Below are 23,104 nucleotides of genomic sequence, written 5' to 3'. Positions count from 1 at the left end.
GGCCGCGGGGTGGGGTGCGTCACTCGGGGGGAGGTGGGCGAGGGAGGCCTGCGCAGGCCGCGGTGCGGCGGGCGGCACCGGCTCACCACGAGCCGCCGCCCCCACCGCCTCCGCCGTCGCCGACACTGCCGCCGCCGCTCGAGGAGCCGCCGCCCGATCCGCTGGACGTGGTCGCGGCTGCCTTGGCGGTGCTGTGGAGATGCCGGGTGAAGCCGGGGTCGTGCAGGGCGGGGCCCGAGGACGGCCGCCACCCGGAGCCGTCGGCGGCACCCGCGAGTGCCCCGGATACGACATCCGACCACCGGCTGGTCTCCCCGAGCGCGATCGCCCAGGCGGTGTACCGGCCCAGCCGCTGCGCGTCCTCGTCGCCCTGCGGCCGGTAGTCGACCAGGTACCGGCGGAACGCCTCCACCTCGGTGTACAGCACGGCACCCCGCGGGCTGCGCCGCCACAACTCGCGGGCGCACACCGCCATGGCCAGGCCTGCTCCGGCCACCGCGGCGCTCACCGCGGTCTGCGCCGCGACGAAGGAGGCGCCGAACCGCACGTCGGTGGCGGCCGAAGCCGTGACCACCAGCACGAAGAAGCCGAGCAGCGTGACCGGGACGCCGATCCAGCGGGCGACGAGCGCGCGACGGTCGCCGGCCCGGTCCCACAGGCCGCTGTCCTTCAGCCGCCAGTCCCGCAGCGGGTAGGACAGGGAGTCCCAGGCCCTGGAGAAGCCGCTGTTCGGCCGGCCCAGCGGGATGCGGTCCTGATAGTCGAACGCATATTTGAGGAATCTCTCGGTGAAACGGTCCGGCGGGGTGGTGGCCGTCGCCTCCCGGCGCCGCTTGCACAGGACGGGTTCCTCGCTGCTGCCCTCGATGTCCATCCAGCCCTCGGCGGCGGCGTTCACCAGCAGTGCGACCCTGTGCTGCTTCCGCGGCCTCCCGTAGTACAGGACGCCCCCCTCGGTGGGGGTCAGGCCCTCCGGCGGGCTGGGCGCCGGCGGCAGCGGTGCCGGTCGACGGCGGCGTCTCCTGCCGTCCACGGGGACCCGGTCCCCTCCGATCAACAGCAGCAGCGCCCGGACCACCAGCGCCGCCGACAGGGCGGCCGCCGCGGCCAGCGCGCCCAGGCGCAGCGAGTGGGGAGCGGGAGCGGAGCTCTCGGCGGGCTCCGGCGGCAGGGCCGCAACGGTCGTCAGGGCCGCGGCGGTCGTGGCGTGGAGGGTGACGCCGTGGTGCTCGTCGAGATCACGGAGCGCCACGTCCAGTCGGCCGGGAAGGGAGCGGCCGGTCGGGCAGCCCAGGCGGGAGCCGGTGGTTCCCCGGTAGCACTGCACCTCCGCGAAGCGGTTGCCGGCCACCGCGTGGATCCGGATGTCGTGGATCGGGACGTCCCACCCCGTGCCGACCGCGTTCCACGCGAGCTTCCCGTCGTGCACCAGGTCGGGCAGCTCGTACTGGATGCGGTAGCGGTGCAGCCCGGTGACGGTGTGTGAGGGGTCGCCGATCCGGATCCGGGTCTCGGCTCCCGCCTCGGAGAGCCGCACGGGAACGATGTGGTCGTCGGCCGTCACGAGGACCGAGGTGTCGCGCGGCAGGCCGGGGACGTCGCGGAAGATGCCGTGCTTGTCAGCGCTGCCGAAGTCGTAGTCGATCACTTCGGTGACGTGTGCCGTGCCGTCGGCGTCGAGTACGGCGTCGATCCGGTACAGCGTGATCTGCTCGGTGCTCATGGTGCTCGCCAAGGCGGCGAAGCCGCCCATCACCACCGCCGCGATGAGCAGCGTCAAGAGATGCCGGCGGCGGTGCGGTGCCGGTCTTCGCGCAGATTTTCCCATGTCGCCCCCCCCGTGTCGGACGCACATCGTACGGTACGCGCCGTCGGCAACGCCGTTCAGGACAGCGCCTGTTGCCGCTCGCCGGACGGGAGGGCGGGCCCCGGGGTCGCCGGTCTGACGGCCGCACAGGGCCGGCCCTGTGCGGCCGTCAGACCGGCGGATGCGGAGGGGGCCGTGCCGGTGTGCGCCGCCATCGGGCGCAGTCGGGGCGCCGGTCACGCGGTGATCTCGGTCGGGTACCGGAAGGGACGCCTGTTGATCATGTGTGCGGATGCTGTGCGTAAAGTGCGGGCAAAGCCCGGGTGACCTGGCCCGGAACCAAGAGAGAGAGCCTGACTCGTGACATCCACCACCGTCCGCCGTACCGCCCTCGCCGCGTCCGCCGCTGCCCTGGCCCTGCTGGCCACCGCCTGCGGCGGCTCCTCCGACGACGGCGCCAAGGGCGACGGCGGCAAGAGCCCCGAGGCCGGTACCGCCGCGTCCGCCTCGACCGCTCCCGAGGCGGCCCCCGCCAAGGCGCTGACCGCCGCCGAGCTGAAGAAGGCCGCACTGGCGCAGGCCGACGTGAAGAGCGGGAAGGTCACCCCGCTCCCGGCGAAGGACGACATCGCCCAGGACGGCGTCAAGGTCGACAAGGCGGAGTGCGCCCCGCTGGCCTACCTCGAGGTGGGCACCTACACGGGCAAGCCCGCTGCCACGGAGAAGCGGTCCTGGCAGGGCGACCCCAAGAAGCCCGCCGCGGGTGCGAGCGAGGAAGAGCAGTTCATGGCGGGCATGGACGTCACGAAGGTCGTCGTGACGCTGGCCACGTACGAGGACGGCGGCGCGGAGCAGGCCATGAAGGACCTGAACGACGCCGTCGGCAAGTGCGCCGGAGGCTACACCGCGACCGCCCAGGACACCCCGAACAAGGCCCTCAAGGTGACCAAGACCGAGGCGCCCCAGGGCGCCGACGAGGCGGTCGCCGTCACCCTCTCCCTGGACATGGAAGACAGCGACCCCGCACCCTTCAAGGGCGTCGCGGTACGCAAGGGCTCCACGGTGGCCTACTTCACCGCCGTGAACTTCGCCGCGTTGGCGAACGCCTCGGACTTCGAGTTCCCCACCGAGATCGTCCAGGCCCAGCTCGCCAAGCTGGCCTGACCGTTCGCCGACCCGTCGTCCCCCGAGGGCTCGCCGCTCTCGGGGGCAGTGCGTCAGGGGCCGCGTTCACGGAGTTCCCAGGTCCTTCGTGCGCACCACTTTGCCGACCGTGTCGATCCCGGGCGTTGGTCTGCTCCACCGTCGGCAGCCTCGTGCTGCCGGCCTACCCGGCTCCCCTGTTCGTCGAGCGGCCCACCGCGAAGGCGATGCGGCGCTGGCTGAACACGGCCCAGTTCGGTCTGGACACCCCTCTCCCGCGCCGCCGCTGAACACACCGTCAGAAACCCTCGGCAATATCCGATTCCGGGCACGTAACGGCCTCTTCCCGCGAGCCTCGGACCGTAGGCTGCGGCACATGTGCGGAATCGTGGGATACGTGGGGGCGCAGTCGGCGCTCGATGTCGTGATGGCCGGACTGAAGCGGCTGGAGTACCGGGGCTACGACTCGGCCGGCGTCGCCGTGCTCGCGGACGGCGGGCTGGCCGGCGCGAAGAAGGCCGGGAAACTGGTCAACCTCGAGAAGGAACTGGTGGAGCGTCCGCTGCCGGCCGGCACGACCGGCATCGGGCACACCCGGTGGGCCACGCACGGCGGACCCACCGACGCCAACGCGCACCCGCACCTCGACAACGCGGGCCGGGTCGCCGTCGTCCACAACGGCATCATCGAGAACTTCGCCGCACTGCGCGCCGAACTCGCCGAGCGGGGACACGAACTGGTCTCCGAGACCGACACCGAGGTCGTCGCCCACCTGCTCGCCGAGGAGTACTCCTCCTGCACGGACCTCGCCGAGGCGATGCGCCGGGTCTGCCGCCGCCTGGAGGGCGCGTTCACCCTCGTCGCCATGCACGCCGACGAGCCGGACACGGTGGTCGGGGCGCGCCGCAACTCGCCCCTGGTCGTCGGCGTCGGCGACGGCGAGGCCTTCCTCGCCTCCGACGTGGCCGCCTTCATCGCCCACACCCGGTCCGCCATCGAGCTGGGCCAGGACCAGGTCGTCGAGCTGCGCCCGGACGGCGTGACGGTCACCGGCTTCGACGGCAGCCCGGCCGACGTCCGCTCCTACCACGTCGACTGGGACGCCTCGGCCGCGGAGAAGGGCGGCTACGACTACTTCATGCTCAAGGAGATCGCCGAGCAGCCGAAGGCGGTCGCCGACACCCTGCTCGGCCGGGTCGACGGCACCGGCTCGCTCCGCCTCGACGAGCTGCGGATCCCCGCGTCCGAGCTGCGCGAGGTCGGCAAGATCGTCGTGGTGGCCTGCGGCACCGCCTTCCACGCGGGCCTCATCGCCAAGTACGCCATCGAGCACTGGACCCGCATCCCCTGCGAGGTCGAACTGGCCAGCGAGTTCCGTTACCGCGACCCCATCCTGGACCCGCGGACCCTGGTCATCGCCATCTCCCAGTCCGGCGAGACGATGGACACCCTGATGGCCCTGAGGCACGCCCGCGAGCAGGGCTCCAAGGTGCTCGCCATCTGCAACACCAACGGCTCCACCATCCCTCGCGAGTCCGACGCGGTGCTCTACACCCACGCCGGCCCCGAGGTCGCCGTCGCGTCCACCAAGGCCTTCCTCACCCAGCTCGTCGCCTGCTACCTGGTCGCCCTCTACCTGGGCCAGGTGCGGGGCACCAAGTGGGGTGACGAGATCCGGGCCGTGGTGCGCGACCTCGCGAAGATCTCCGGCGAGGTCGAACGCGTCCTGGAGACCATGGAGCCGGTGCGGTCGCTGGCCCGGTCGCTGGCCGACAAGAACACGGTGCTGTTCCTCGGCCGGCACGTGGGCTACCCGGTCGCCCTCGAAGGTGCGCTCAAGCTGAAGGAACTCGCCTACATGCACGCCGAGGGCTTCTCGGCGGGCGAGCTGAAGCACGGCCCGATCGCGCTCATCGAGAAGGACCTGCCGGTGGTGGTCGTCGTGCCGTCACCGCGCGGCCGGTCGGTGCTGCACGACAAGATCGTGTCCAACATCCAGGAGATCCGGGCGCGCGGCGCCCGCACCATCGTGATCGCGGAGGAGGGGGACGAGGCGGTCGTCCCGTACGCCGACCACCTGGTCCGCATCCCCGCCACCCCGACGCTGCTCCAGCCGCTGGTGGCGACGGTGCCGCTGCAGGTCTTCGCCTGCGAACTGGCGACCGCCCGGGGCAACGAGGTGGATCAGCCGCGCAACCTGGCGAAGTCCGTCACGGTGGAGTGAGCGCCCTTCACGGCGCCCAGGAAGGCGAGGAAGGCCTCGGCGGGCAGGGTGAGGACGGCTCCCGCCGGGGCCTTCGAGTCGCGGACGGCTATGCAGGCGTCCGCCTCGGCGACCTCAACACAGGCGTTGCCCTCGCCGCCGCCGGAGTAGGAGGACTTCTTCCATGAGGTAGGGGTGCTCATACCGGTCTCACAGCTCCTTCGCCAGACGGTGGATGAAGTCACGCGAACGATGCGGTTCGAGCGAGGCTGACGCCACTCTACGGAAGAGTGTTCGGAAGTAGTTGAGTTGAGCTTCTGCGTCGATGAACGCGGCGCCATGAGGGCCGTCCCGTACCACGGTGTCCAGTCGCGGAAGCGGTCCTCCCGCGTACACCATGGTGCTCCCGGCGCCGGCGAAACCCTCCAGGTCGAGCGGGATCACCCTGACCGTGATGTGCTCGGCTTCGGAGAGTTCCAGGGTGCGCGCGAGTTGGGCACGGGTGGCTCTGCGGTCGCCGACCATGATGCGCAGAGCGGCCTCGTGGATGACCGTCTCGTAGCGCGCCGGTTCAGCGCGGCGAAAGATGACCTTGCGCTCCATGCGGTGTTGCACGCGCCGTTCCACGTCCTCCGCAGGGAGCTGTGGATTGACGTAGGAGAACAGGGCCCGAGCGTAGTCTCCCTGGCGAACAAGCATCGCTCGACCATGTCGAAGATGGCCCGCAAGTACAAGGTCACCATCGACACCCCGGCCGGGCCTCGCAAGTGTCTCCAGGCCAGCATCACCCGTGCCCCGAGCAGGAAACCACTGATCGCACAGTTCGGTGGCATTCCACTCAAACGGCAGAAATCCGCAGTCCTGAAGGACCGCGACCCTGCCCACAGTCACCCTCGTCAACGCGAGCTGACCAGGCGGCTGCTGGCGGGCTTCTGCGAACTATGCGGACAGACCGAGAAAATCCAGGTCCACCAGATCCGCAAGCTCGCAGACCTCGACCGGCTCGGGCAGGAACAACCCAACTGGGCAGCCCTCATGGCCAGGAAACGACGCAAGACACTCGTGGTCTGCTCAACCTGCCACGAAGGCATCCACGTTGGACGCGAAACCGCCACTCACGGCAGTCACTGGAGAGCCCGTTGCGATTAACGTCGCACGACGGGTTCGGGAGGAGGCCGCTGGGAAAAGGGGCAGCTCCGCTGCCACCTCGCCCGGCGGCCCACCTCACGCTGGCGGCGGCCTGACGGGTCTGCGGCCCCGAGGCGGGTGCGCGTTCCGCGCGGGACGCGTACCCGGCCTGCGAGGTCACCGGCCTCAGCCGTCACCGGGGTTCGCGGTCGAACCGGGCCTTCGACCAGCGGTGGCCGAGAACGGTGAGGCCGAGGCACCACAGCAGGGCGATCCACCAGTTGTGGCCGACGCCGGTGCCGAGCAGCAGGCCGCGCAGGGTCTCGATGGCGGGCGTGAACGGCTGGTACTCGGCTACGGGCCGGAACCAGCCCGGCATCGCGTCGACCGGGACGAAGGCGCTGGAGATCAGCGGCAGCAGGATGAGCGGCATCGCGGTGTTGCTCGCGGCCTCCGCGTTGGGGCTGGCCAGTCCCATTCCGACCGCGATCCAGGTGAACGCCAGGGCGACCAGTACGAGGAGCCCGAAGGCGGCGAGCCAGTCCAGCGCGGTGGCCCCGGTGGAGCGGAAGCCGGCCGCCACACCGACGGCGCCGACCAGGACCACCCCGGCGACCGCCTTCAGCACGCTGCCGACGACGTGCCCGAAGAGCACCGACCCGCGGTGGATCGCCATCGTGCGGAAGCGGGCCATGACGCCCTCGGCCATGTCGGTGCTGACGGACACCGCGGTGCCGATGGCCGTGGAGCCGATGGTCATCAGCAGCAGCCCGGGGACGAGGTAGGCCAGGTAGGCGGAGCGGTCGCCGCCGCCGATGCCCGCGCTCATCGTGTCGCCGAAGACGTAGACGAAGAGCAGCAGGAGCATGATCGGGGTGAGCAGCAGGTTCAGGGTGAGGGACGGGTAGCGGCGGGCGTGCAGCAGGTTGCGGCGCAGCATGGTGGCCGAGTCGCGCACGGCGAGGTGCAGGGAACTCAACGGACGTTCTCCTTCGGCTGGGTGGGGACGTCGGCACCGCCGGTCAGGGCGAAGAAGACGTCGTCCAGGTCGGGGGTGTGCACGGTGAGCTGCTCGGCCTCCACGCCGGCCGCGTCGAGCCGGTCCAGGACGGCGCGCAGTTCGCGCTGCCCGGCGTCGCCGGGGATGCGCAGCGACAGCGCCTCGTCGTCCCGGGCCGCGTCGGGCAGCGCGGCGGCGGCGGACCGGTAGGCGTCCGGGTCGGTGAAGCGGAGGCGGACGTGTCCGCCCGGGACGAGCCGCTTCAGTTCCTCGGCGGTGCCCTCCGCGGCGATCCGGCCGTCGTGCAGGACGGCTATCCGGTCGGCGAGTTCGTCGGCCTCCTCCAGGTACTGGGTGGTGAGGAGGACGGTCGCGCCGTCGGTGACGAGTTCGCGGACGATCTGCCACATGGTGCGGCGGGAGCGGGGGTCGAGGCCGGTGGTCGGTTCGTCGAGGAAGATGATCCGCGGTGCGCCGACCAGGGTCATGGCGAGGTCGAGGCGGCGCTTCATGCCGCCGGAGTAGGTGGACGCGGGCTTCGCCGCGGCCTCGGTGAGGTCGAAGCGTTCCAGGAGTTCGGCGGCGGTCCGCCTGCCCTCCCGCTTCGGGAGGTGGTGCAGGTCCGCCATCAGCAGCATGTTCTCCTCCCCGGTGATCAGGCCGTCCACCGCGGAGAACTGGCCGGTGACGCCGATCGCGGCGCGGACCGCCTGCGGGTCGGCGGCGACGTCGTGGCCGCCGACGAGTACCCGCCCCGAGTCGGGGTCGGGTGCGGCGAGGGTGGAGAGGATCCGGACGGCCGTGGTCTTGCCGGCGCCGTTCGGCCCGAGCAGGGCGAAGACCGTGCCCTCCTCGACGGCCAGGTCGATGCCGTCGAGGACGGTGTGCTCGCCGTAGGACTTGCGCAGCCCGTGCGCGGCGATGGCCCAACTGGTCATGCGGGTGTGCTCCTTCGGAGAGGCAGGGTGGGGCGGAGGGATCGGGAGGGCCGGCGGGGTCGGAGGTCGCGGCGGTGACGCGGGGTCAGAGGCTGCGGGCGGTGATGTCGCCGTGGGCGGTGGTCGCGTGGACGGTGAGGCCGGGCGCCCCGTCGTTCCTGAGGGCGTTGTGGATGCGGCCGTGGGAGGTGCCGGCGTCCAGGGCGGCGGAGGTTCCGCGGGCGGCGCCGAAGGTGATGTCGCCCTGCTGGGTGCGCAGGGTGAGGGTGCCGCGCGCGGCCTCGGTGACGGTCAGGTCCCCGCGCAGGGTGCTGATCTCGGCGTCGCCGGTGAGGCGGCCGACCGTGGCAGTGCCGTCCTGGAGTGCGATACGGGCGCCGGCGGCCTCGTCGAGCTTGACCGCGGCCTGCGCGCCCTCGAAGGCGACGGCGCCGAGCCGTCCGACGCCGCGGAGTTCCCCGCTGGACGCCTTCGCTTCGACGCGGGAGCCGGCCGGGAGGCACACGGTCACCTCCACGGCGCCGGAGTGCCCGAGGAACCGCTTCCCGGGCTCCGGGGCGTCGATTCGCAGGACGCCGTCCGCGTAGCCGACCCGGATCCTCTCGGCCGCCTCGGTGTCGCGGCTCCTGGCGGCGTCGGCGGGCCGGACGTCGACGGTGGTGTCGGTGCGGTCGGCGGCGATGAGGCGGATCCGTCCGGCGGGGATGCCGAGGACGGCGGTGACGGGGGTGGGGGTGTCGAACTTCTGCATGGCTCCGGCTCCTTCTGCTTCGTTTCGTCTGTTGGAAACGCTACGTTGCGTTCATGGAGTCGGCAATCAATAAAAGACGTACGTCGCGATAACTTGCAGGCCAGAGTGGCTATTTCATTGCAATGAAGCTGTCGGCTAATGCAATGACCTGTCGAAATTCGTTGCAATGAGGTGAAGGTGAACGCTAAGCTGAGCGCGTCGAGGACGTCAGCGGGGGCGAAGGAGGCCGGGATGCCGGGAGGCAGGCTCACCCAGCAGGAACGCCAGCAGATCGCGCTGGGACTGGCCGACGGCCTCGCCTACGCCGAGATCGCCCGAGGCCTGGAACGCCCGACCTCGACCGTCACCCGCGAGGTCATGCGCAACGGCGGCCCCACCGCCTACCGCGCCGACCTCGCGCACCGCGCCACCCGGCACCGCGCCCACCGCCGCAGGCAGCCCGCCCCCCGGGGCGCGCAGGCACTCCCGCAGGCACACGGGCGCGACGCCGAGGCGGTCCGCGCCTACGAGGAGACGTTCACCACCGCCATGATCCGGTCGGGCATGCCGAAGATGATGGCCCGGGTGATGGCGGCCCTCAGTCTCACCGACTCCGGAAGCCTCACCGCGTCCGAACTCGTCCGGCGCCTCGACGTCAGCCCGGCGTCCGTCTCCAAGGCCGTCGCGTTCCTGGAGAGCCAGGGCATGGTCCGCCGCGAGCGCGACGAACGCCGTCGCGAGCGCTACCTCGTCGACGACGACATCATGTACCAGTCGATGATGGCCAGCGCCCGGGCCACGGCCGAGATGGTGCGCACCGCACGCCAGGGCGCCGGCGTCCTCGGCCCGCACACCCCGGCGGGCGTCCGGCTGGAGAACATCGCCCGCTTCCTCGACTTCGTCTCCGAGTCCACCGCCCGGGCAGCCGAGCAGGCCCGGGAGATCCTGCACACCGGACCCGGGACGGACCGGGAGGCCGACCACACCCCGACGGACCCCGAGTGAGGCCGCGGCCGAGCCTCCGGCCCGCCCGGCTGCCTTCCGCGGCTGTCGTCCCGTCAACCGCCGGGCACCCGTGGGCACCCGTAGGGTGCACGGCATGAGCATCATCGGCGTCGGGATCGACGTGGCGGGGATCGAGCGGTTCGCGGCGTCGCTGGAGCGCACCCCGCAACTGGCCCGGCGGATCTTCCTGCCGCAGGAGCTGCTGCTGCCGAGCGGGGAGCGCCGGGGAACCGCCTCGCTGGCCGCCCGCTTCGCCGCGAAGGAAGCCCTGGCCAAGGCGCTCGGCGCGCCGGCCGGACTGCACTGGAACGACGCCGAGGTGTACGTCACCGAAGGCGGGCAGCCCCGGCTGAGGGTCACCGGCACGGTCGCGGCACGCGCGGCCGAACTGGGCGTGCGCTCCTGGCACGTGTCGCTCAGCCATGACGCCGGGGTGGCGTCGGCGGTGGTGATCGCGGAGGGCTGACGGCACACTCGACCGTATGCGTACCGCTTACAGCGTCGAGACGGTCAGGGCCGCGGAGCGGGAGCTCATGGCGCGGCTTCCGGAAGGTGCCCTCATGCAGCGCGCCGCCGCAGGCCTCGCCGCGGCCTGCGCCGACCTGCTGGGCCGGGTCTACGGCCGCCGGGTCGTGCTGCTCGTCGGCAGCGGCGACAACGGAGGCGACGCCCTGTACGCCGGGGCCCGGCTCGCCCGCCGGGGCGCCGGGGTCACCGCCGTACTGCTGAACCCGGAGCACGCCCACGCCGGGGGACTGGCGGCACTGCGCCGCGCGGGTGGCGCGGCCGCGGCAGCCGAGGACGGCCAGGCGCTCATCGGCCGGGCCGACCTCGTAGTCGACGGCATCGTCGGCATCGGCGGCAAGGGCGGACTGCGGGCGGAGGCGGTGCCCCTGGCCGAGGCCGCCGAACGGTCCCGGGCCGCCGTCGTCGCCGTGGACCTGCCGAGCGGCGTGGACGCCGACACCGGCGAGGTGCACGGCACCGCGATGCGGGCCGACGCGACCGTCACCTTCGGCACGCACAAGCCCGCACTGCTCGTCGACCCGGCGCGGGAGCACGCCGGATCGGTGCGGCTGGTCGACATCGGCCTCGAACTGCCCGGGGAACCCGTGCTGGAGGCGCTCCAGCACGCGGACGTCGCCCGGCTGCTGCCCGTACCGGCGGTCGAGAGCGACAAGTACCGGCGCGGTGTCGTCGGGGTCGCCGCCGGGTCCGCCCGCTACCCCGGGGCGGCCGTCCTCGCCGTGTCGGGGGCGCTGCGCGGCGGAGCCGGTGCGGTGCGGTACGTCGGGCCCGCGGCGGAGGCGGTCATCGCCCGCTTCCCCGAGACCCTCGTCTCCGACCAGGGGCCCCGGCACGCCGGACGGGTGCAGGCCTGGGTGGTCGGGCCGGGCGCCGGGGACGACGCGGGCACCGTCGCCGAGGTGCTGGCGGCGGACGTCCCCGTGCTGGTCGACGCGGACGGACTGCGGCTCGCGGACCGGGACGCGGTCCGGGCGCGCACCGCGCCGACGCTGATGACCCCGCACGCCGGGGAGGCCGCCGCGCTGCTCGGCGTGGCGCGCGAGGAGGTCGAGGGGGCCCGGCTGTCCGCGGTGCGGGAGCTGGCGTCGCGGTACCGCGCGACCGTGCTGCTCAAGGGGTCGACGACGCTGGTCGCGCAGGCCGGGGGCGACGGCCCGGTACGGGCCAACGCGACGGGGACGTCCTGGCTGGCCACCGCCGGCAGCGGCGACGTGCTGTCCGGGCTGGCCGGCTCGCTGCTCGCCGCGGGACTGCCGCCGCGGGACGCGGGCAGCGCGGCGGCGTACCTGCACGGCCTGGCGGGCCGGCTCGCGGCGGACGGCGCGCCGGTGGGCGCGCACGACGTGGCGGACGCGGTGCCGCGGGCCTGGCGCAACGTCCGCGGGTGACCGCGCGCCCGCGGGCAGCCCCCTGCCCCCGGTCGGCCGGGGGCGGAGTCCCGGGGGCCGCGCCCGGGGGTGACCGGGTCCTGCGGGCCGCGCCCGGGAGCGGCCGGGTCTCCGCGGGCCGCCCCCGAAGGCGACCGGCCCCGCGCGGGCCCGCCGGGGCGGGGGGCGGCTCCACGGGCGGGCCCCGGCGTGTCCCCGACCGGGCCCCGGCGTGTCCCCGAGTGGGCCCGGGCGTGTCCCCGAGTGGGCCCCGGCGTGTCCCGGGCGACCGGGTTTCTGCGGGGCCGCGTGCGGGCGGTAGGGACTTCGCCCGCGGCCCTCTGAGAGACTGGGGGCGCCATGAACGAGACAGCATTCACGCCGCCGGGCACCCGGCGCGCCCGAGCCGAGATCGACCTTTCCGCCCTGCGCGCCAACGTGCGCGCGCTGCGCGCGCGGACGCCCGGTGCGGCCTTCATGGCCGTGGTGAAGGCCGACGGCTACGGCCACGGCATGCTCCCGTGCGCCCGCGCCGCGATCGAGGCGGGCGCCACCTGGGTCGGCGCCGCCACGCCCGAGGAGGCCCTCGCGGTACGCGCCGACCCCGGCGTGCCGGCCGACGTCCGCGTCATGTGCTGGCTGTGGACACCGGGCGGCCCCTGGCGGGAGGCGATCGAGGCCGATCTGGACGTGTCGGTCAGCGCCCTGTGGGCGCTGCGCGAGGTCGAGGCGGCCGCGCGGCAGGCCGGCCGCCCCGCGCGGGTCCATCTCAAGGCGGACACCGGGCTCGGCCGCAACGGCTGCCAGCCGTCCGACTGGCCGGACCTCGTCGCCGGGGCCCTGACCGCGGAGCGGGAGGGGCTGCTCCGGATCACCGGACTGTGGTCGCACTTCGCCTGCGCCGACGAGCCGGGGCACCCGTCGATCGCCCCCCAGATCGAACGGTTCCGGGAGATGACCGCGTACGCCGAGAGCCGGGGCGTCCGCCCCGAGGTGCGGCACCTCGCGAACTCCCCGGCCGTGCTCACCCTCCCCGACACGCACTTCGACCTGGTCCGGCCGGGCGTCGCGATGTACGGCATCTCGCCCAGCCCCGAGATCGGCGTGCCGGCCGACTTCGGGCTGCGCCCGGTGATGACGCTGTCCGCCTCGCTGGCGCTGGTCAAGCGGGTGCCGGGCGGGCACGGTGTGAGCTACGGCCACCACTACGTCACCCCCGGCGGGACCACCCTCGGCCTGGTGCCGGTCGGCTACGGTGACGGCGTGCCGCGCCACGCGTCCGGCGCCGGTCCTGTGCTGGTCGACGGCAAGTGGCGTACGGTCGCGGGGCGGATCGCGATGGACCAGTTCGTCGTCGACCTGGGCGGCGACCTGCCCGAGCCGGGCACGGAGGCCGTACTCTTCGGCGCCGGGGACCGGGGCGAGCCGACCGCCGAGGACTGGGCGCAGGCCGCGGGCACCATCGGCTACGAGATCGTCACCCGCGTCGGAGCACGGGTCCCGCGCGTCTACGTGGACGGCGGCTCGCCGGAACCCGGGCCCGCGGGCGACGGCCGCGGACGGGAAGGCTACGGCCCCGGGCAGCAGGGCGGCGGCCCGTACGGGAGCGCGCCGGCGTGAGGGCGACCGGGCGCACCCGCACCCCGCGTCCGGGCACCCCCGGACGCCCGGACGACCGCCCGATCGGACCGGGTGCACCGATCGGACCCGGTGCACCGGCCGGGCCGGGTGCACCGGCCGGGGCGCGGTGGGCCCGGGGGCGGCGGCCCGCGCGGCGGGCGGCACATCCGCACGACCGGGCCCCCGCCGGGACTCCGGCAGCGGGCCCGGCGGACGGCAGAACGGCGAGGAGGAGCGGCAGGTGAGCGAGAGCAGTACGGAGGCGGTGGTGGCGGTGGCCGCCGGCGCCGCGGCGGCGGCCGGCGGCTGGCGCCGGGCCACCGGCATCGCGGGCGCGGCGATAGGCGTGGTCGCCGCGGGCGCGGCGGCCGGTGTCGCCGTGGAGCGGATGACCGTCGGCCGTGACATGCGCCGCAGGGCGCGGCTCGCGCTCGACTCCGCGGGCCCGTACGGATCGCTGCGCGGCACCCCGGGCAGCGCGCGCTCCGACGACGGGACCGAGCTGTACTACGAGGTCGACGACATCGAGCCGGAGGGCGGCCCCGCGCCCCGGCGGCGCCGGCTCTTCGGCCGGAAGGCGCCGCTGCCCGTCACGGTCGTCTTCAGCCACGGCTACTGCCTCACCCAGGACTCCTGGCACTTCCAGCGTGCGGCGCTGCGCGGGGTGGTGCGGACCGTGTACTGGGACCAGCGCAGCCACGGGCGCTCGGGGCGCGGGGTGGCGCAGACCGAGCACGGTGTGCCGCTCGCCATCGAGCAGCTCGGCCGCGACCTGAAGACCGTCCTCGACGCCGCCGTGCCGGAGGGGCCGATCGTGCTGGTCGGGCACTCCATGGGCGGGATGACGATGATGGCGCTGGCGGACCGGTATCCCGAGCTGATCCGGGACCGGGTGGTCGCCGCCGCGTTCGTCGGCACCTCCCCGGGGCGGCTCGGCGAGGTGAACTTCGGGCTGCCCGTCGCGGGCGTGAACGCGGTCCGGCGGGTGCTGCCGGGCGTGCTGAAGGCGCTGGGGCAGCGGGCGGAGCTGGTGGAGAAGGGCCGGCGGGCGACGGCCGACCTGTTCGCGGGTGTGATCAAGCGGTACTCGTTCGCCACCCGGGACATAGACCCCGCCGTCGCCCGGTTCGCCGAACGCATGATCGAGGGCACGCCGATCGACGTGGTCGCCGAGTTCTACCCGGCCTTCACCGACCACGACAAGACGGACGCGGTGCACCACTTCGCGGACGTCCCGGTGCTCGTCCTCGCCGGAGTCGACGACCTGGTCACGCCCAGTGAGCACAGCGAGGCGATCGCCGATCTGCTGCCCGGGTCGGAACTGGTGCTCGTGCCCGACGCCGGACACCTGGTGATGCTGGAGCACCCGGAGGCGGTCACCGACCGGCTCGCGGACCTGCTCACCCGCGCCGGGGCGGTGCCCGCAGACGTTACCGTGAGGGGCTATGGAAGCACCCGCAGCAGCGCACGACCGGGCTGAGACCGAACTGACCGTCACCTCCCCCGAGCAGATGCGGGACCTGGGCCGCCGGCTCGCCGCGCTGCTTCGCGCCGGGGACCTGGTGATGCTGTCCGGGGAGCTCGGCGCGGGCAAGACGACCCTCACCCGCGGGCTCGGCGAGGGACTCGGCGTCCGCGGCGCCGTCACCTCGCCGACCTTCGTGATCGCGCGGGTGCACCCGTCCCTGGGGGACGGCCCGCCCCTGGTCCACGTCGACGCCTACCGCCTGTCCGGCGGGCTGGACGAGATGGAGGACCTGGACCTGGACGTCTCGCTGCCCGACTCCGTGATCGTCGTCGAATGGGGCGAGGGCAAGGTCGAGGAGCTGACGGAGGACCGGCTCCAGGTCGTCATCCACCGGGCCGTCGGCGACACCACCGACGAGGTGCGCCACATGACGGTGACCGGCCTGGGTGCACGCTGGTCGGAGGTCGACCTCAGCGCGCTCTCCGCCTGAGCCGTCCGCCCCGCCCGCGCGGTCCGGCTCCTGTGCGGTCCGGCTCCTGTGCGGTCCGGCTCCCGTGCGGTCCGGCCCCGTGTGCTCCGGTCCCCCGTGCGATCCGGTCCGCCCGCCGTCGGCGACAGCCTGCCGCACCCGTTGGTCATCCGTCCCCGGGCGGGCGCCGGCCCGCGGGAACAGCACGCCCCGCGCCGCCCGTCGGTGCTTGCTGCAAATGCTTTCAGCCATACGGGTCGCAGGCGCGTGCCCGACCGCCGCGAACCGGTGCCGCCCGGAGACCTGGGTGCGCGCCGCGGTGTGAGGTCTCCGGGCCGGGTGGAGGCGAGACGCGGTGGGATCTGTCCCCCGGGTGGCCTCGACCTCCGGATATGCGCCTGTCGCGCTGAGGTCGCCGCGGCGTCCGCAGCCCCGGATTCCTGCCGAAGTGCCACCCTTTGTCGCTCTGCCGACTGCAAGCTCTTTCTGAAAACTCTCAATATTTCTTTCGTTCAACAGGTTGACGCGTACAGTCACGCGGCGGGAGGCTCCTCCGCGAACACCGACGGGACTCGGCGTTCGCCCCCCTCATTCGGAGGCCTGTCGCGCGGCCGGCCGGCAAGCAGTCGCGCCCCGGTGCCTCAGCATCCAAGGAGCCGCTCATGAGATCACGCCTTCTCAACGGCGCAGTCGCCGCGGCCGTCGCGGCGGCGGGACTGGCCGGCGTGGCGTCGCAGCAGGCCTACGCCGCGCCGCCCGGCAACAAGGACGTCACCGCGACGCTGTTCCAGTGGAACTGGAACTCCGTCGCCAAGGCCTGCACCGACCAGCTCGGCCCGGCCGGCTACGGCTACGTCGAGGTCTCGCCCGCCACCGAGAACATCCAGGGCAGCCAGTGGTGGACCGCGTACCAGCCGGTCAGCTACAAGCTGCAGAACCGTCTCGGCAGCGAGTCCGACTACCAGAACATGATCAACACCTGCCACAGCGCGGGCGTGAAGGTCGTCGCCGACGCGGTGATCAACCACATGTCGGCCGGTTCCGGAACCGGCACCGACGGCACGAACTACACCAAGTACAACTACCCCGGCTACTACCAGGACTGGGACTTCCACTCCTGCCGGCAGGACATCAGCAACTACCAGGACCGCTCCAATGTGCAGAACTGCGAGCTGGTGGGCCTGGCGGACCTGGACACCGGCAGCGACTACGTCCGCTCCACCATCGCCGGCTACATGAACCACCTGATCTCCATGGGCGTCGACGGCTTCCGCATCGACGCCGCCAAGCACATCGCCGCGAGCGACCTGGCCGCGATCAAGTCCAAGCTGAGCAACCCGAACATCTACTGGGTGCAGGAGGCCATCTACGGCGCCGGCGAGGCCGTCCAGCCCTCCGAGTACACCGGCACCGGCGACGTCGACGAGTTCAAGGGAGCCTTCGACCTCAAGCGGATCTTCAGCAGCGAGAAGCTGTCCTACCTCAGCCAGTGGGGCGAGTCCTGGGGCGACGGCTACCTCTCCAGCGACAAGGCCCGCACCTTCGTCGACAACTGGGACACCGAGCGCAACGGCTCCACCCTCAGCTACAAGGACAACGCCACCTACACCCTGGCCAACGTGTTCGTGCTGGCCTGGCCCTACGGTTCGCCGAACGTCTACTCCGGCTACGAGTTCTCCAGCAACGACGCCGGCCCGCCCAACAACGGCCAGGTCAACGCCTGCTACAGCGACGGCTGGAAGTGCCAGCACGCCTGGCCGCAGATCGCGGGCATGGTCGGCTTCCGCAACGCCGTCTCCGGCACCGGCGTCACCGACTGGTGGGACGACGGCGACAACGCCATCGCCTTCGGCCGCGGCAGCAAGGGCTACGTCGCCATCAACCACGAGGGCGGCTCGCTCAGCCGGACCTTCCAGACCTCCCTGCCCTCCGGCACCTACTGCGACGTCCAGCACGCCGGCGACACGTACTCCGTCGGCTCCGACGGCAGGTTCACCGCCACCATCGGGGCGAACGACGCGGTGGCCCTCTACGCCGGGGCATCCTGCTCGGACACGTCCGGGGGCGGCAGCGGCGGCGGCTCCGTCGCCACCGGGGCGTCGTTCGCGGTGAACGCCACCACGGTGTACGGCCAGAACATCTACGTCGTCGGCGACATCTCCGCTCTCGGCGGCTGGAACACCTCCAGCGCGCTGCCGATGTCCTCCGCGACCTACCCCGTCTGGACGCTGGACCTGAGCCTGCCGGCCGGTACGTCCTTCCAGTACAAGTACATCCGCAAGGACGGCAGCGGCAACGTCACCTGGGAGAGCGGCGCCAACCGCACCGCGACCGTTCCGTCCTCCGGGAAGGTGACGCTCAACGACACCTGGCGCAACTGACGGCACCTGGCGCAACTGACGACACCTGGCGCAACTGACGACACCTGACGCGACTGACGACACCTGACGCGACTGACGACACCTGACGCGACTGACGACACCTGACGCGACTGACGACACCTGACGCGACTGACGGACCTCCCCTCGGGGCGGACGTCCCGGAGCGCGCGACGGCCCGCCGCACCCCAGACGGGGGTCGGCGGGCCGACGCGCGAGCGGCTCACGGGGCGGGAGCGGCTCCCGGGGCGGCCCGGGAGGTTCGCACGAACGTTCCGACACGGTGTCGGGAAGCTGTTGCGTCCGGGCCGCACGGCGTGGTCACATGGTAGCCCGCTTGTACTTAGGTGTACCTAAGTGAAGCCTCGGCCGACCCGAGCCACCAGGAGGCGTCCGTGTCCGCAGCACCGACCGCCGAGCAGCCGCGACCCCGCCCCGCCACGGCCACCGCCCCCTCCATGCGCGAACTGCTGGCGTCCTGCGCCGCCGCCGACGCCGTCTCCCGACCGCCGCAAGCGCCGGACCACCCGGCCGGCAACCCCGGGGCGCCGGACCCCGACCACCGCGCGGCCGCCTGAACGCCCCGGCACGCGGGTACGGGCGGCGCCCGGTCCCGGCCGGGGGCGAGGGCGGGTCAGGGCACCACCACGACCTTCCGGCCGATCATCGCGAACTGCCACATCGCGTCCCCGTCCGCCGCCTCCTCGCGGATGCCGCCCGTCCTCACCACCGAGTCCAGCACCTGGCGGGTCCTCCCGACGGCCGTGCTGAAACCGATGGTGACGCCGTCCACGCTGGTGAAGCGGACGATGTGCTCGACCGGAGTGCCGTCGGTGCCGATCACCGAGTTGGAGCGGGAGCCGACCGTGTAGGTGCCCGGCGCCGGATCCACGGTGCCCGGCTCGACGAGGTAGGTCCGCAGGACCTTGCCGCCGGCGCCGACCAGCCACACCCGGTCGCCGTCCACCGAGTACACCACCCGTTCACCCGAACCGGAGCCGCGTGGCAGCGCGGTCGGGCTGCGCTGCTCCCCGGCCGCCTTCGCCGCCGGGGTGCCGCTCGCGCGCGGCTTGCCGAAGTCCCCCGGGACGCTCGCCGAGGCCTGCCAGGTCAGCACGCCCACCGTGGTCAGCGCCGCCGCGGTGAGCCCGGCCACGAATAGGGAGCTGCTGCCTGCCACCGTCGCCCACCTCAGCAATCGCCCGATATGTCGTACTGCCGGCGACGTTAGCAGCAGGGTGCCGTCCCACCGGGGCTGCCGTGCGGGCGGCGCGGGCGCCGTAGGCTGTTCGCGTGCTCTTGCTCGCTCTGGATACCGCCACCCCCGCCGTCACCGTCGCGCTGTACGACGGCACGGACGTCATCGCATCCTCCAGCCAGGTCGACGCACGCCGGCACGGCGAACTGCTGCTGCCGGCCGTGGACCGGGTGCTCGCCGAGGCCGGGCTGAAGCTCGACGCGGTCACCGGGATCGTCACCGGCATCGGCCCGGGCCCGTACACCGGGCTGCGGGTCGGCCTGATGACCGCCGACACCCTCGGGCTCGCGCTCGGAGTTCCCGTGCACGGCGTGTGCACCCTGGACGGGCTGGCCTACGCGGCCGACATCGTCGAGGGCCCCTTCGCCGTGGCGACCGACGCCCGGCGCAAGGAGGTCTACTGGGCGACGTACGCAGACTCCCGCACCCGCCTGACCGGTCCCGCCGTCGACCGGCCGGCCGACATCGCCGACCGGGTCCGCGACATGCCGGCCGTCGGCGCCGGCGCACTGCTTTACCCGGACACGTTCCCCCGCGCGCACGAGCCCGACCACGTGTCCGCGGCGGCCCTCGCCCGGCTCGCCTCCGAGAAGCTGGCCGCGGGCGAGGAACTGCCCGCACCCCGGCCGCTGTACCTGCGGCGGCCCGACGCCCAGGTCCCCAAGAACTACAAGGTGGTCACCCCCAAGTGACCGAGCAACCGACCGAGCACGCCACCGGGCGCCCCGCGGCCCGGCTGCGCGAGATGCGCTGGTGGGACATCGATCCCGTGCTGCAACTGGAGAAGGACCTCTTCCCCGAGGACGCCTGGTCCCGGGGCATGTTCTGGTCCGAACTGGCGCATGCGCGCGGCCCGGAGTCGACCCGGCGGTACCTGGTCGCCGAGGACGGCGGCCGGATCGTCGGCTACGCCGGACTGGCCGCCGCCGGCGCCGCCTCCGACAGCGGTGCCGCAGCGGTCGCCGACGTCCAGACCGTCGCCGTCGCCCGCGACCACCAGGGCACCGGCCTGGGCGCGCGGCTGCTGACCGAGCTGCTGCGGGCGGCCACCGCCTTCGAGTGCGTCGAGGTCATGCTGGAGTGCCGGGTCGACAACCTCCGCGCCCAGAAGCTGTACGAGCGCTTCGGCTTCGAGGCCGTCGGCTTCCGCCGCGGCTACTACCAGCCGGGCAACGTCGACGCCCTGGTCATGCGCCTGACCACGACACCCGACAGCGGCACCGCCGCGGGCTCCGCCCCAGAACAAGGAACCGAGAGCAATGGCTGACGAACCCCTCGTCCTCGGCATCGAGACCTCCTGCGACGAGACCGGCGTCGGCATCGTCCGCGGCACCACCCTGCTGGCGGACGCCGTCGCCTCCAGCGTCGACGAGCACGCACGCTTCGGCGGCGTCGTCCCCGAGGTGGCGTCGCGGGCGCACCTGGAGGCCATGGTGCCCACCATCGACCGCGCGCTGCGTGAGGCGGGCGTGTCGGCACGGGACCTGGACGGCGTCGCGGTGACCGCCGGGCCGGGCCTCGCGGGCGCCCTGCTCGTCGGAGTCTCGGCGGCGAAGGCGTACGCCTACGCGCTCGGCAAGCCGCTGTACGGCGTCAACCACCTGGCCTCCCACATCTGCGTCGACCAGCTCGAGCACGGCCCCTTGCCCGAGCCGACCATGGCGCTGCTGGTCAGCGGCGGCCACTCCTCGCTGCTGCTGTCCAGCGACATCACCTCCGACGTCCGCCCGATGGGCGCGACCATCGACGACGCCGCCGGCGAGGCCTTCGACAAGATCGCCCGGGTGCTCGACCTGGGCTTCCCCGGCGGACCGGTCATCGACCGGTACGCCAGGGAGGGCGACCCGGGCGCCATCGCCTTCCCACGCGGTCTGACCGGCCCGCGGGACGCGGCGTACGACTTCTCCTTCTCCGGGCTCAAGACGGCGGTGGCCCGCTGGATCGAGGCGCGGCGGGCCGCGGGGGAGGAGGTCCCGGTGCGGGACGTGGCGGCCTCCTTCCAGGAGGCGGTGGTGGACGTGCTGACCCGCAAGGCGGTACGGGCCTGCAAGGACGAGGGCGTCGACCACCTGATGATCGGCGGCGGGGTCGCCGCCAACTCCCGGCTGCGGGTGCTCGCCCAGGAGCGGTGCGAGCGGGCCGGGATCCGGCTGCGGGTGCCGCGGCCCAAACTGTGCACCGACAACGGCGCGATGGTCGCCGCGCTGGGCGCCGAGATGGTCGCCCGGGGACGCGCGACCTCGGCGTGGGACCTGTCCGCCGACTCCTCCCTGCCGGTGACCGAACCGCACGTCCCCGGCACCGGACACGAGGACGACGGCGCCGGCGAGGACGACGCCCGCGGGCGCCGGCGGCACCGCCACGGCCAGCAGGCCTCGGCCCAGGGGCACGGGCACGTGCACGCGGTCGGCGAGGAGAACCTGTACTCGTGACCGTCGCGTTGATGTGGGAGGCCCGGGCCGTCGCCGGCCGGGGCGCGGACCTGCTCGCCTGGGTCCGGGCCCAGCAGCTCGCCGCGCGGCCGCTGCGCCGCGAGACGCTCAGGGCCCCGCAGGACAGGGTGCTGGTGATCACCTGGTGGGACGCGGCGCTCGACGCCGACCTGCCCGAGCTGCCCGAGCCCGGCGGGGAGCTGGTGACGAGGGCAGTCCACCGCTGGCGCTTCGAGGTGGTGGAGGACTAGCGGGGACTAGCGGGGCCGCAGGGACACGGGGCCGACGGGGCGCAGAGAACCGCGTAGCGCCCTGGAGGCTGCGGGCTGCGGGCTGCGGGCTGCGGGCTGCGCGGGGTGCGGAGTGCGGAGGCCTGCGGAGAGTGCCGTAGGAGGGCACGAGGGCTTCAGGCGAACCGAATCTTTCGGTTTTTAGGGCGAAAGTCCCGGTACTCCATGGTGTCGCAGGGGGTACGGCAAGTGACCTCGCGGGGATACGATCCCCGCCATGACACCCCCCGAGCCTGCCGAGACCCCGACCGGTAGCCGGTCCAGCCGGACCGCGACGCTCGCCGAGATCGCCCGCGAGGCCGGCGTCTCCGCACCGACTGTTTCGAAGGTCCTCAACGGCCGGGCCGACGTCGCCCCCGCCACCCGCAGCCGCGTCGAGGAACTGCTGCGGGCGCACGGGTACCGGCGCCGCCGGGCGGAGGCCAGCCGTTCACCGCTGATCGACCTGATCTTCCACGAGCTGGAGAGCGCCTGGGCGATGGAGGTCATCCGGGGCGTGGAGAACGTGGCCCGGGACGCCGGGCTGAGTGTGGTGCTCAGCGAGAGCGCGGGCCGGCTCACCCCGGGCCGCACTTGGGCCGACCAGGTCGCGGCCCGCCGCCCGCACGGGGTGATCCTCGTGCTGTCCGACCTCGACGAGTCCCAGCGGGCGCTGCTGACCAGCCGCTCCATCCCGTTCGTGGTGATGGACCCGGCCGGCGACCCGGGTGTCGACGTGCCGTCCATCGGCGCCACCAACTGGCAGGGCGGACTGGCCGCCACCCGCCACCTGGTCGACCTCGGCCACACCCGGATCGGTGCGATCAGCGGCCCGAAGCGGATGATGTGCAGCCGGGCCAGGATCGACGGCTACCGGGCGGCCCTGGAGACCGCCGGTCTGCCCGCCGAACCCGCACTGCTGCGCACCGGTGACTTCCATCACGAGGCCGGCTACCGCCTCGGCCGCGAACTGCTGAGCCTGCCCGACCGCCCCACCGCCGTCTTCGCGGGGAACGACCTCCAGGCGCTCGGTCTGTACGAGGCGGCGCGCGAGCTGGGCCTGCGCATCCCCGAGGACGTCAGCGTCGTCGGGTTCGACGATCTGCCGGTCTCGCGCTGGGTGGGACCGCCGCTGACGACCGTGCGGCAGCCGCTGACGGAGATGGCCGAGGCGGCGGCCCGGCTGGTGCTGGAGCTGGGGCGCGCCGACGGGCCGGCGGTGGCCACCAGGGTGGAGCTGGCCACCAGCCTGGTGGTGCGGGCGAGCACCGCGGAGCCGCACACCGCGCGGCAGCCGGTGGAGTAGGGCCGCGGGCAGCGGTCCACGTGTTGCGGACGTCGGACGTCGGACGTCGGACGTC

At 73.3% G+C, this 23,104-nt stretch carries 23 protein-coding genes and 1 pseudogene; 17 read left to right on the top strand and 7 right to left on the bottom strand.

What is annotated here, in order from left to right; translation table 11 throughout:
• Window positions 1-82: 82 nt before the first annotated feature.
• Complete coding sequence (locus tag ACL02U_RS00990; RefSeq protein ID WP_412788621.1) at window positions 83-1,780, bottom strand: DUF2207 domain-containing protein; 1,698 nt, start codon at window positions 1,778-1,780, stop codon at window positions 83-85.
• Between the two features lie 387 nt (window positions 1,781-2,167).
• Here ACL02U_RS00990 and ACL02U_RS00985 point away from each other — a divergent pair, with 387 nt between their 5' ends.
• The 3 genes from ACL02U_RS00985 (at window position 2,168) to glmS (ending at window position 5,174) form a co-directional block, all read left to right on the top strand.
• Window positions 2,168-2,971 (top strand): hypothetical protein, encoded by an 804-nt coding sequence (locus tag ACL02U_RS00985; RefSeq protein ID WP_412788620.1) that lies wholly within the window; start codon window positions 2,168-2,170, stop codon window positions 2,969-2,971.
• Between the two features lie 125 nt (window positions 2,972-3,096).
• Window positions 3,097-3,240, top strand: coding sequence for a hypothetical protein (locus ACL02U_RS00980; RefSeq protein ID WP_412788619.1), 144 nt, complete (start codon window positions 3,097-3,099; stop codon window positions 3,238-3,240).
• Between the two features lie 86 nt (window positions 3,241-3,326).
• Entirely contained in the window at window positions 3,327-5,174 is a 1,848-nt protein-coding gene (glmS, locus tag ACL02U_RS00975; protein ID WP_412788618.1) for a glutamine--fructose-6-phosphate transaminase (isomerizing), read from the top strand.
• Here the strand turns inward: glmS and ACL02U_RS00970 are convergent.
• Together ACL02U_RS00970 and ACL02U_RS00965 are read right to left on the bottom strand one after the other, a co-directional pair.
• Window positions 5,135-5,356 carry a DUF397 domain-containing protein gene (locus ACL02U_RS00970; protein WP_412788617.1) on the bottom strand — a complete coding sequence of 74 codons (222 nt, stop codon included), beginning with the start codon at window positions 5,354-5,356 and terminating at the stop codon, window positions 5,135-5,137. The genes glmS and ACL02U_RS00970 overlap by 40 nt on opposite strands.
• Before the next feature lie 7 nt (window positions 5,357-5,363).
• Window positions 5,364-5,834 (bottom strand): annotated as a pseudogene (locus ACL02U_RS00965) (DUF5753 domain-containing protein); the annotation flags it as partial.
• Window positions 5,835-5,870: 36 nt separating this feature from the next.
• On the opposite strand from ACL02U_RS00965, the gene ACL02U_RS00960 reads away from it, so the two are divergent.
• Complete coding sequence (locus tag ACL02U_RS00960) at window positions 5,871-6,302, top strand: hypothetical protein (protein WP_412788616.1); 432 nt, start codon at window positions 5,871-5,873, stop codon at window positions 6,300-6,302.
• A gap of 172 nt (window positions 6,303-6,474) precedes the next feature.
• On the opposite strand, the gene ACL02U_RS00955 is transcribed toward ACL02U_RS00960, so the two are convergent.
• From ACL02U_RS00955 to ACL02U_RS00945, 3 genes are all read right to left on the bottom strand, one after another.
• Entirely contained in the window at window positions 6,475-7,260 is a 786-nt protein-coding gene (locus tag ACL02U_RS00955) for an ABC transporter permease (RefSeq protein ID WP_412788615.1), read from the bottom strand.
• Window positions 7,257-8,219 carry an ATP-binding cassette domain-containing protein gene (locus tag ACL02U_RS00950; protein ID WP_412788614.1) on the bottom strand — a complete coding sequence of 321 codons (963 nt, stop codon included), beginning with the start codon at window positions 8,217-8,219 and terminating at the stop codon, window positions 7,257-7,259. Before ACL02U_RS00950 ends, ACL02U_RS00955 begins: the two co-directional genes overlap by 4 nt.
• An 85-nt stretch (window positions 8,220-8,304) precedes the next feature.
• Window positions 8,305-8,970 carry a DUF4097 family beta strand repeat-containing protein gene (locus ACL02U_RS00945; RefSeq protein WP_412788613.1) on the bottom strand — a complete coding sequence of 222 codons (666 nt, stop codon included), beginning with the start codon at window positions 8,968-8,970 and terminating at the stop codon, window positions 8,305-8,307.
• A gap of 231 nt (window positions 8,971-9,201) precedes the next feature.
• Between ACL02U_RS00945 and ACL02U_RS00940 the strand changes: the two genes are divergently transcribed.
• The 8 genes from ACL02U_RS00940 (at window position 9,202) to ACL02U_RS00905 (ending at window position 18,362) form a co-directional block, all read left to right on the top strand.
• The gene (locus tag ACL02U_RS00940; RefSeq protein WP_412788612.1) at window positions 9,202-9,954 is read left to right on the top strand and encodes a helix-turn-helix domain-containing protein; all 753 of its coding nucleotides are present in this window, start codon (window positions 9,202-9,204) and stop codon (window positions 9,952-9,954) included.
• A gap of 94 nt (window positions 9,955-10,048) precedes the next feature.
• On the top strand, window positions 10,049-10,420 hold the full coding sequence (locus ACL02U_RS00935) for a holo-ACP synthase (protein ID WP_412788611.1): 372 nt from the start codon (window positions 10,049-10,051) through the stop codon (window positions 10,418-10,420).
• A gap of 16 nt (window positions 10,421-10,436) precedes the next feature.
• Entirely contained in the window at window positions 10,437-11,870 is a 1,434-nt protein-coding gene (locus ACL02U_RS00930; RefSeq protein WP_412788610.1) for an NAD(P)H-hydrate dehydratase, read from the top strand.
• Between the two features lie 339 nt (window positions 11,871-12,209).
• Entirely contained in the window at window positions 12,210-13,469 is a 1,260-nt protein-coding gene (gene alr, locus ACL02U_RS00925) for an alanine racemase (protein ID WP_412788609.1), read from the top strand.
• 241 nt (window positions 13,470-13,710) lie between these two features.
• Complete coding sequence (locus ACL02U_RS00920; protein ID WP_412788608.1) at window positions 13,711-14,949, top strand: alpha/beta fold hydrolase; 1,239 nt, start codon at window positions 13,711-13,713, stop codon at window positions 14,947-14,949.
• Window positions 14,915-15,427 (top strand): tRNA (adenosine(37)-N6)-threonylcarbamoyltransferase complex ATPase subunit type 1 TsaE, encoded by a 513-nt coding sequence (tsaE, locus tag ACL02U_RS00915; protein ID WP_412788607.1) that lies wholly within the window; start codon window positions 14,915-14,917, stop codon window positions 15,425-15,427. The genes ACL02U_RS00920 and tsaE overlap by 35 nt, the downstream gene beginning before the upstream one ends.
• A 641-nt stretch (window positions 15,428-16,068) precedes the next feature.
• Window positions 16,069-17,787 carry a carbohydrate-binding module family 20 domain-containing protein gene (locus ACL02U_RS00910; RefSeq protein WP_412788606.1) on the top strand — a complete coding sequence of 573 codons (1,719 nt, stop codon included), beginning with the start codon at window positions 16,069-16,071 and terminating at the stop codon, window positions 17,785-17,787.
• 392 nt (window positions 17,788-18,179) lie between these two features.
• Window positions 18,180-18,362 (top strand): hypothetical protein, encoded by a 183-nt coding sequence (locus ACL02U_RS00905; RefSeq protein ID WP_412788605.1) that lies wholly within the window; start codon window positions 18,180-18,182, stop codon window positions 18,360-18,362.
• Window positions 18,363-18,418: 56 nt separating this feature from the next.
• On the opposite strand, the gene ACL02U_RS00900 is transcribed toward ACL02U_RS00905, so the two are convergent.
• Window positions 18,419-18,964, bottom strand: a complete 546-nt coding sequence (locus ACL02U_RS00900) for a hypothetical protein (protein ID WP_412788604.1) — start codon at window positions 18,962-18,964, stop codon at window positions 18,419-18,421.
• 113 nt (window positions 18,965-19,077) lie between these two features.
• On the opposite strand from ACL02U_RS00900, the gene tsaB reads away from it, so the two are divergent.
• From tsaB to ACL02U_RS00875, 5 genes are all read left to right on the top strand, one after another.
• Window positions 19,078-19,734, top strand: coding sequence for a tRNA (adenosine(37)-N6)-threonylcarbamoyltransferase complex dimerization subunit type 1 TsaB (gene tsaB, locus ACL02U_RS00895; protein ID WP_412788603.1), 657 nt, complete (start codon window positions 19,078-19,080; stop codon window positions 19,732-19,734).
• 53 nt (window positions 19,735-19,787) lie between these two features.
• The gene (gene rimI / locus ACL02U_RS00890; protein WP_412788637.1) at window positions 19,788-20,309 is read left to right on the top strand and encodes a ribosomal protein S18-alanine N-acetyltransferase; all 522 of its coding nucleotides are present in this window, start codon (window positions 19,788-19,790) and stop codon (window positions 20,307-20,309) included.
• Entirely contained in the window at window positions 20,302-21,474 is a 1,173-nt protein-coding gene (gene tsaD, locus ACL02U_RS00885) for a tRNA (adenosine(37)-N6)-threonylcarbamoyltransferase complex transferase subunit TsaD (protein WP_412788602.1), read from the top strand. Before rimI ends, tsaD begins: the two co-directional genes overlap by 8 nt.
• Window positions 21,471-21,725 carry a hypothetical protein gene (locus ACL02U_RS00880; RefSeq protein WP_412788601.1) on the top strand — a complete coding sequence of 85 codons (255 nt, stop codon included), beginning with the start codon at window positions 21,471-21,473 and terminating at the stop codon, window positions 21,723-21,725. The genes tsaD and ACL02U_RS00880 overlap by 4 nt, the downstream gene beginning before the upstream one ends.
• A 256-nt stretch (window positions 21,726-21,981) precedes the next feature.
• Window positions 21,982-23,049, top strand: coding sequence for a LacI family DNA-binding transcriptional regulator (locus ACL02U_RS00875; RefSeq protein ID WP_412788600.1), 1,068 nt, complete (start codon window positions 21,982-21,984; stop codon window positions 23,047-23,049).
• Window positions 23,050-23,104: the final 55 nt, after the last annotated feature.

The organism is Streptomyces sp. MS06 (assembly GCF_047200655.1).
Classification (GTDB): Bacteria; Actinomycetota; Actinomycetes; order Streptomycetales; family Streptomycetaceae; genus Streptomyces.
This window is presented reverse-complemented; position numbering and strand designations above follow the sequence as displayed.